The sequence below is a fragment of the Corallococcus sp. AB049A genome (genome assembly GCF_003668885.1).
GTDB lineage: Bacteria > Myxococcota > Myxococcia > Myxococcales > Myxococcaceae > Corallococcus > Corallococcus interemptor.
On the sequence record NZ_RAWL01000452.1, the window covers coordinates 1 to 6,796 of the forward strand.

Genomic DNA, 6,796 nt, shown 5'->3' on the forward strand with positions numbered 1-6,796 from the left:
GGCCCACCCTTGGCCGCGCGAATCAAGACGCCCGGGCCTCCCTGCGCCGCAGGAGCGCCGTGAACAGCGCGAGCCCCAGCGACACCAGCACACTCGTGATGAGGAAGAAGAGGACCTCCTCCAGCGGAACGGCGCCGATGTACACGCCCACGTGGCGGCCCTCGCCGAAGTTCCAGATGCCGGTGGAGATGGCCAGGTGGTCCGCGATGGACAGGTAAACGCCGATGACGAACGCGGGCGGCAGCACCGCGCGCAGCACCTCGCCCGAGCGGGACTTGTAGTGCATCACGAGCGCCGCCAGCTGGAGGGCGATGACCGGCAGCGTCCACGCCAGCAGGTGGATGAGGTACGCCCAGCGCGTCTCCATCATGGCGACACCTCGCGAGGCCCCAGGGTCCGTTTCACGGGGACGGGCTTCTGTTCCTGGAGCACGGGCTTCCGGGCCAGCACGCGCTCCAGCCGGTCGCGCGCCCACAGGCCCACGAGCAGCGTCTGGAGGCCGAAGAAGAGGTACTCCTCCAATGGCAGCCAGCCCAGCTTCACGCCCCAGATGCGCTCCGGGTCGAAGCCCCACAGGCCCCACTTCACGGCCATGTTGTCCCACGGCGACGTGGCCGCGTAGACGATGATGAGCAAGAGGCCCATGGGCGCCAGCCCCCGCCACGACAGCGTGCGGCGGTAGCGCACGAGCAGGAACAGGATGGGCAGCACGACGAAGAGGCCCAGGAAGCGCGCGTAGGTCATCCCGGGCCTCCACTCCATTGCGGCGTCACGCGCACCATGCGTCCCCCGGCTTCCAGCGCGTAGGTATGGCCGCGCCAGGTCACCCGTCCCTGCCGCGTCAGCGAAGCCACGAAGGCCGCGAGCAGCAGCAATTCCCCCTGCAACCAGTCCGTCAGCGCGTGGCCCGTGTCCGTCTCCTCGGGCACGCGGCTGAGCGCGGCGAGGCGCAGCGACAAGAGCGTGCGCACGGCGACGAGCGCCGCCACCGCGAGCCAGACGGCGCCCTCATGGAGCCACGCGGCCAGCAGCAGCAGCGGCACGGTGGGCGTGAAGAGCAGCGGCACGGTGGGATACAGGCCGGGCCGGTGGCTCGCGAGCACCTGCATCCAGCGCGTGAAGCGCTCCAGCGGCACGCGCCAGGGCGTGCCGTGGGCGACGGGCACCCACGCGGGCGCGGGGCTCAGCGCCACGTCCAGGCCGTGCGCGTGCAGCCGCTTCGCCAGCTCCAGGTCCTCGCCGATGTGGTCCGACAGTCCGGCCAGCTCCTCCGCCGCGCGCGGTGACAGCCCCAGGGCCTTGCCACACACGGCCTGCGCGCCCGCGCTCATCGCATGCAGCGCGCGGAAGCTGTGGTGCGTGTAGCGAAGCAGCCCCGCCATCGCGCGGCCGGCCGCGTCCACCGCGCCCACGGGCGTGGGAGCCGCGGTGCTCAAGGCGGCACCGGCCGCGAGCGGAGCGGCGAGTCCCTCCACCAGCGCGCCCGTCACCGCCACGTCCGCGTCCACCGCGAGCACCACGCGCCCCCGGACGTCCAGCGTCTCCAGTGCGTAGAGCAGGTGGCCCACCTTGCGGTTGGGGCACACGGGGTCGCTCGGAAGCCAGCGCACGCCCTCGGCCAGGCGAGGACGGTATGGAGACAGCACCACCTGCTCCAGCGGTCCCGCGTAGTCGATGGTCCGCGCCAGGTTCTCCAGCTCCAGTGGCGTCGGTGCGTCCACGGGGCGCAGGAGCAGCACGGAGGGCAGCGGGCCACCGGCCGTCACGGACGCACGGCGATGCAGCCGCGCCAGGGCCACCGCGCTGAAGCCACCGGCCATCACCGTCCACCCGAGCGTGAAGAAGCCGAGCGCGTTCATGCCGTCCTCCCCATGCGCGTGCGGAAGTGCGCCATCCAGCGGATGAACGGGGAATGGAAGCGGCGGAAGTCCGCCACCTCGCCCATCGTGTCGAGCGTGTCCCGCCTCGACTCCAGCCGCGCGTAGAAGGGCGACGACTCCAGCAGGCGCGGCTCGCCCACCACCTCGTTGCCCGTGTGCAGCCTCGCGGGGACCCGCAGGCCCCAGCCCGTCAGGTTCGTGGGACGCGTCTCCGGAGCCGGGCCGCGCTCGCACACCACGCCGTTCGCCCCCGCCACCATGCGCACCGGCGCCACGCCGTCCGGCAGGTGGTAGTCCACCACCGTCTGGTTCGCGTGGTGCGTGCGCGCCCAGTGCCAGCCGGACAGCCGCGCGCCCAGCAGCTCCTGGCCGTGGTTCGTGTCGTGGTAGCCCATGCCCTCCGCCGTCACGCCCAGCGTGGACACCTCCAGCCGGGCCTCCGACCGGGGCGCCAGGGGCTGCCAGTAGTGCGGCAGGCCCGGCATGAGCTGCACCTCCGCGCCCCGCCCCGTCAGCGGCCGCAGCGTCAGGCTGGCGCGCACCGGGCGGCCCCACGGCGCCGTGCCGTCGTCCACGTCCATGCGCACCGTGCCGTCCACCGCGTGCGTCAGCGTGGAGCGGCCAATCCGCAGCCGTCCCGGCCCCTGCAGGTCCACGCCCGGGTACTCGCTCAGCACCCACAACTTGCGCACACCCTGGTGGTAGAGCGCGAAGTTCACCGCGCTGTACGCCAGCGGATGCCCTCCGCGCCGCGCCGCGACGGAGTAGCGCGGTGAGAACAGCGACCCCAGCATGAAGATGCACACCGCGCTGTACGGGCCAGCGGTCACGTCCGCGTAGAACCAGCGGTACGCCCCCGCCGCATCCGGCAGCGCGGGCAGCGCGCACGACTCCGTCACCTCCGGCAGGACACTCTGCGCGAGCACGGGCTTCATGCGCCCTCCCGCAGGTGGTCGGACGCCATCCGCGCCGCGAACCGGCCCGACAGCATCACCAGCGGCACCCCGCCGCCCGGATGCGTGCCACCACCCGCGTAGAACAGCCCCGGCGTGCCGCCCCGGATGCGCGGCCTGCGGAACGGACCGAAGCGGCCGTGCGGCAGGAAGCCGTAGATGGAACCGCCCGGAGCCCCGCGCGCCGCCAGGTCCACCGGCGAGCGCTGCCCCACCACCCGCACGCGACCCTTCAATGCCGGGTAGTACCGCAGGAGCTTCTCGAACATCTGCTCACGCACGCGCGCCGCTCCGGACTCCCACTCGCGCCGGGCCTGCTCCGCCGCGCCCTGCTCCACCGGCATCGCCGGCGCGTTCACCATCACGAACAGCCCCGTGCGGCCCGGCGTCGCCATGCTCGAATCCGTGGCGGACGGGTTGCACACGTACACCGTGGGGTCCGTGGCCAGCTGACCCGCGAAGAGCTCATCGAACTCCTTCCGGTAGTCCCCGCCGAACAGCACCGTGTGGTGCGGCACCGCCGTGCGTCCCTCGACCTCCAGCAGCAGCACGAACCCGGACAGCGACAGCGGCTCCGATTCGCGGCGCAGCGACGCCAGCGGATCCGCGTTCACCACCACGCTGTCGAACACCTCGCCCACGGGCTCCACGCGGTAGCCCCCGGCGATGCGCTCGTAGCGGGCGCGCGTGTCCAGGTGCACCGTCACGCCCAGCCGCCGCACCGCCTGCCCCAGCGCATCCACCAGCGCGCCAATGCCACCGCGCACGTGGTGCACACCGTACGCATGCTCGATGTGCGGGATGAGCGCGAACGCCGCGCTGGACGCGTATGGAGACCCGCCCGCGTAGGTGGCGAAGCGGCCCACGTACTGCCGCAGGTGGTAGGTCTGGAAGTGCTTCGCCGCCAGCTGGTGAAGCGTGTCCAGCTTCATCCCCGCCAGCATCGCGCCAATGCCCCGGCGGGCCACGCGCGTCATGAAGCCGGCCATGCCCTCGAAGGGGGCCTCCAGGTAGGGCTCGCCCGCCGCGCGCCAGATGGCCGCGGCCTCCGCGTAGAAGGAGTGCACGCCCTTGCGCTCCACGGGGCGCAGCTCCGCCGCGCTCTCCGCCATGCGCTCCAGGTCCTTGTACGCCGTGAAGCCGCACCCGTCCGCGAAGTGGTAGGTGCACTGCGGCTCCAGCTCCGTGAACGGCGGCAACAGGTCCAGCGCGTCCAGCTGCTCGAAGGTGCCGCGCACCAGCGCCGGCAACGTGAGCAGCGTGGGCCCCGTGTCCAGCGTGAGCCCCTCCACCGTCACCGCCTGCGCCTTGCCCCCCAGCGACGGGCCGCCCTCGAACAGCGTCACCGCGTGGCCCTCCTTCGCCAGCAGGCCCGCCGCCGTCAGCCCTCCAATGCCGCCGCCAATCACCGCCACGCGAGAGGTCTTCACGGCGAGCCTCCCGTGCCCGTGGGCAAGAGCGGCACCGGCGCGGGTGACGCAGGCAGCGCGATGGCGGCCTCCGGCAGCGCGGCGCGGGGGTTCAGGAACACCTTCGCCGTCAGCGCCAGCTTGCGACCCGTCGTCGTGTGCGCGCGGCCACTGAACACGTCGTAGTCCCGCGCTTCGATGTCGCGCAGGATGTCGCCATAGATGGAGCCCATCAGCCGCACCATGCGCTGGCTGCCAAAGCCGGTGAGGTAGTGCACGCCGGCCGCCGCCCGCGCGTAGTACGCCCGCGCGCGCTGGATTTGGAAGCGCATGAAGTCGCGCCACTTCGCGTCCACCCGGCCCGCGCGAAGGTCGTCCCCGGTGATGCCAAAGGCCCGCAGCTCCTCCGAGGGCAGGTACACCCGGCCGCGCTCCAGATCCTCGCGCACGTCGCGCAGGATGTTGGTGAGCTGCATCGCGCGGCCCAGGTCCGCCGCGGGCTCCACCGCCCGGGCGTCCTCGCAGCCCAGCACCGGCGTCAGCATCAACCCGACGACACCCGCGACCCGGTAGCAGTACAGGTCCAGCTCCGCCCACGTGTCGTAGCGCACCTTCGTCAGGTCCATCTCCATGCCGGAGATGAGGTCCTGGAAGGGCTGCTCCGGAATCCGGTAGTGGTGGATGGAGTGGCGCAGCGCCGCGAACTCGCTCACGTCCCAGGGCGACGGCGCGTCCGCGGACGGCTGACGCGCGGACGGCGGGCCCAGCTCCTTCGACGCCAGCTCCGGCAGCGGCAGGTACACCTCCGCCACGCGCTCGCGAGCCCGGGCCAGGCGCGTCGCCAGGTCCATGGGCGCCTCGCCCGGCAGCGCGCTCTCGCCCGCGTCCACCAGGTCGTCCAGCCGCCGGCAGAAGGCATACAGCGCGAACGCCGCCTTCTTCCGCTGCCCGAAGAGGAGATACGACGCGAAGAAGAAGCTCTTGGCGTGGTGGCGGGTGACGACGCGGGCCCGCTGGTAGCCCTGCTCAATCAGCGCTGGCGAGGCGGTGACGCTCATGCCGCCACCTCCACCGGAGCGCCCGCGCGCGGAGACAGCGTCACGCCCTGCTTGCGCGCCCACGCCGTCAGCCGCTCGGTGACGAGCCGCGCGGAGATGAGCACCGTGGGCAGCCCCGTGCCCGGCTGCGTGGAGGCCCCGACGAAGAAGAGGTTCTTCACGCGAGGGTCCACGTTGGCCGGACGGAAGGGGCCAATCTGGAAGAAGTTCTGCGCCAGCCCGAACGCGCTCCCGCGCGCCAGGTTGTACGTGCCCGCCCAGTCATCCGGGGTGAACACGCGCTCCACCTCGATGTTTGCCTCCAAGTCCGGATGGCCCAGCTCCGCCATGCGCTGGAACACCTTCGCGCGCACCTTGGGGCCCTCCACCTTCCAGTCCAGGTCCGCGTGCTGATGCGGCACCGGCACCAGCACGTAGAGCGAGTCCTTCCCCTCCGGCGCCAGCGAGGGGTCCGTGCGCGTGGGCACGTTGATGTAGAAGCTGGGGTCCTCCGGCACGCGGAAGCGCTGGAAGATGTCGTCGAACGAGCCCGCGTAGTCCCGGCCGAACATCACGTTGTGATGCAGCAGGCCCGGCACCTTCTTCTTCATGCCCAGGTAGAGCATGTAGCCGCTGGACGTGAAGCGAAGCTTCTCCCCGCGCTTGAACGGCGCGTCCTTCGGGTCCAGCAGCTTCTCGTACGCGTACGGCAGGTCCGCGTTGCACAGGACGGCATCCGCGGACACCACCTCGCCGCCTTCCAGCCGCACGCCCGTGGTGCGCCCGCCCCCGGTGAGGATGCGCTCCACCGCGCGGCCGTAGTGCAGCGTCACGCCCTCCTCGCGCGCCAGCCGCTCCAGCGCGAGCGGAATGGCATACAGGCCGCCCTTCGGGAACCAGATGCCCACGCCCAGCTCGGTGAAGGGCAGCAGGCCGTACACCGCGGGCGATTCAAAGGGAGACACGCCCAGGTACATGGTCTGGAACGTCATCGCCGCGCGCAGCCGGTCGTCCTGGAAGAAGCGGCTGACGTCCGCGTACATGCGGCGGTGCGCGCGCGCCTTGAAAATCCTGGCCAGCACGCCCGGGGAGAAGTAGTCGCTCACCCCGTTGAAGTTGCGGCCCACGAAGTGGTCCAGGCTGATGCGGTACTGCTCGCGGCCCTGGGCCATGAAGGCCAGGTAGCGCTGGAAGCAGCCCGGCTCGATGCGCTCCAGCTCGCGGCCCATGGTGCACAGCTCGGACGTGAAGGTGACGTCGGAGCCGTCGCGGAAGTGCACCCGGTAGTTCGGGTCGCACCGCACCAGCGTGAGGTAGTCCTCGATGCGGCGGCCCAGCGCGCGGAAGGTCTCCTCGAACACCTCCGGCATCAGCACGATGGTGGGGCCCACGTCCCAGGTGAAGCCGTCCACCTTCAGCTGGTTGCAGCGGCCTCCCGGGCCGTGCGTCTTCTCGAAGACCTGGACGTCGAAGCCCTGCCGCGCGAGCCTCGCCGCCGCGGCCAGTCCTCCCACCCC

The 6,796-nt window shown here is 71.8% G+C and carries 7 protein-coding genes; all 7 read right to left on the reverse strand.

Going from position 1 to position 6,796, the window contains the following annotated elements:
* Positions 1–22: 22 nt before the first annotated feature.
* Positions 23–370: a lycopene cyclase domain-containing protein gene (locus D7X55_RS33185; protein WP_120546079.1), complete on the reverse strand. Its 348-nt coding sequence runs from the start codon at positions 368–370 to the stop codon at positions 23–25.
* On the reverse strand, positions 367–744 hold the full coding sequence (locus D7X55_RS33190) for a lycopene cyclase domain-containing protein (RefSeq protein WP_120546080.1): 378 nt from the start codon (positions 742–744) through the stop codon (positions 367–369). Before D7X55_RS33190 ends, D7X55_RS33185 begins: the two co-directional genes overlap by 4 nt.
* Positions 741–1,859 carry a glycosyltransferase gene (locus D7X55_RS33195; protein ID WP_121725157.1) on the reverse strand — a complete coding sequence of 373 codons (1,119 nt, stop codon included), beginning with the start codon at positions 1,857–1,859 and terminating at the stop codon, positions 741–743. The genes D7X55_RS33190 and D7X55_RS33195 overlap by 4 nt, the downstream gene beginning before the upstream one ends.
* Entirely contained in the window at positions 1,856–2,815 is a 960-nt protein-coding gene (locus D7X55_RS33200; RefSeq protein ID WP_121725158.1) for a carotenoid 1,2-hydratase, read from the reverse strand. Before D7X55_RS33200 ends, D7X55_RS33195 begins: the two co-directional genes overlap by 4 nt.
* Positions 2,812–4,263 carry an NAD(P)/FAD-dependent oxidoreductase gene (locus D7X55_RS33205; RefSeq protein WP_120546083.1) on the reverse strand — a complete coding sequence of 484 codons (1,452 nt, stop codon included), beginning with the start codon at positions 4,261–4,263 and terminating at the stop codon, positions 2,812–2,814. Before D7X55_RS33205 ends, D7X55_RS33200 begins: the two co-directional genes overlap by 4 nt.
* Positions 4,260–5,300 carry a phytoene/squalene synthase family protein gene (locus tag D7X55_RS33210; RefSeq protein ID WP_121725159.1) on the reverse strand — a complete coding sequence of 347 codons (1,041 nt, stop codon included), beginning with the start codon at positions 5,298–5,300 and terminating at the stop codon, positions 4,260–4,262. The genes D7X55_RS33205 and D7X55_RS33210 overlap by 4 nt, the downstream gene beginning before the upstream one ends.
* The coding region (locus tag D7X55_RS33215; RefSeq protein WP_121725160.1) for an NAD(P)/FAD-dependent oxidoreductase at positions 5,297–6,796 on the reverse strand (1,500 nt) is incomplete at its 5' end. The genes D7X55_RS33210 and D7X55_RS33215, both read right to left, overlap by 4 nt.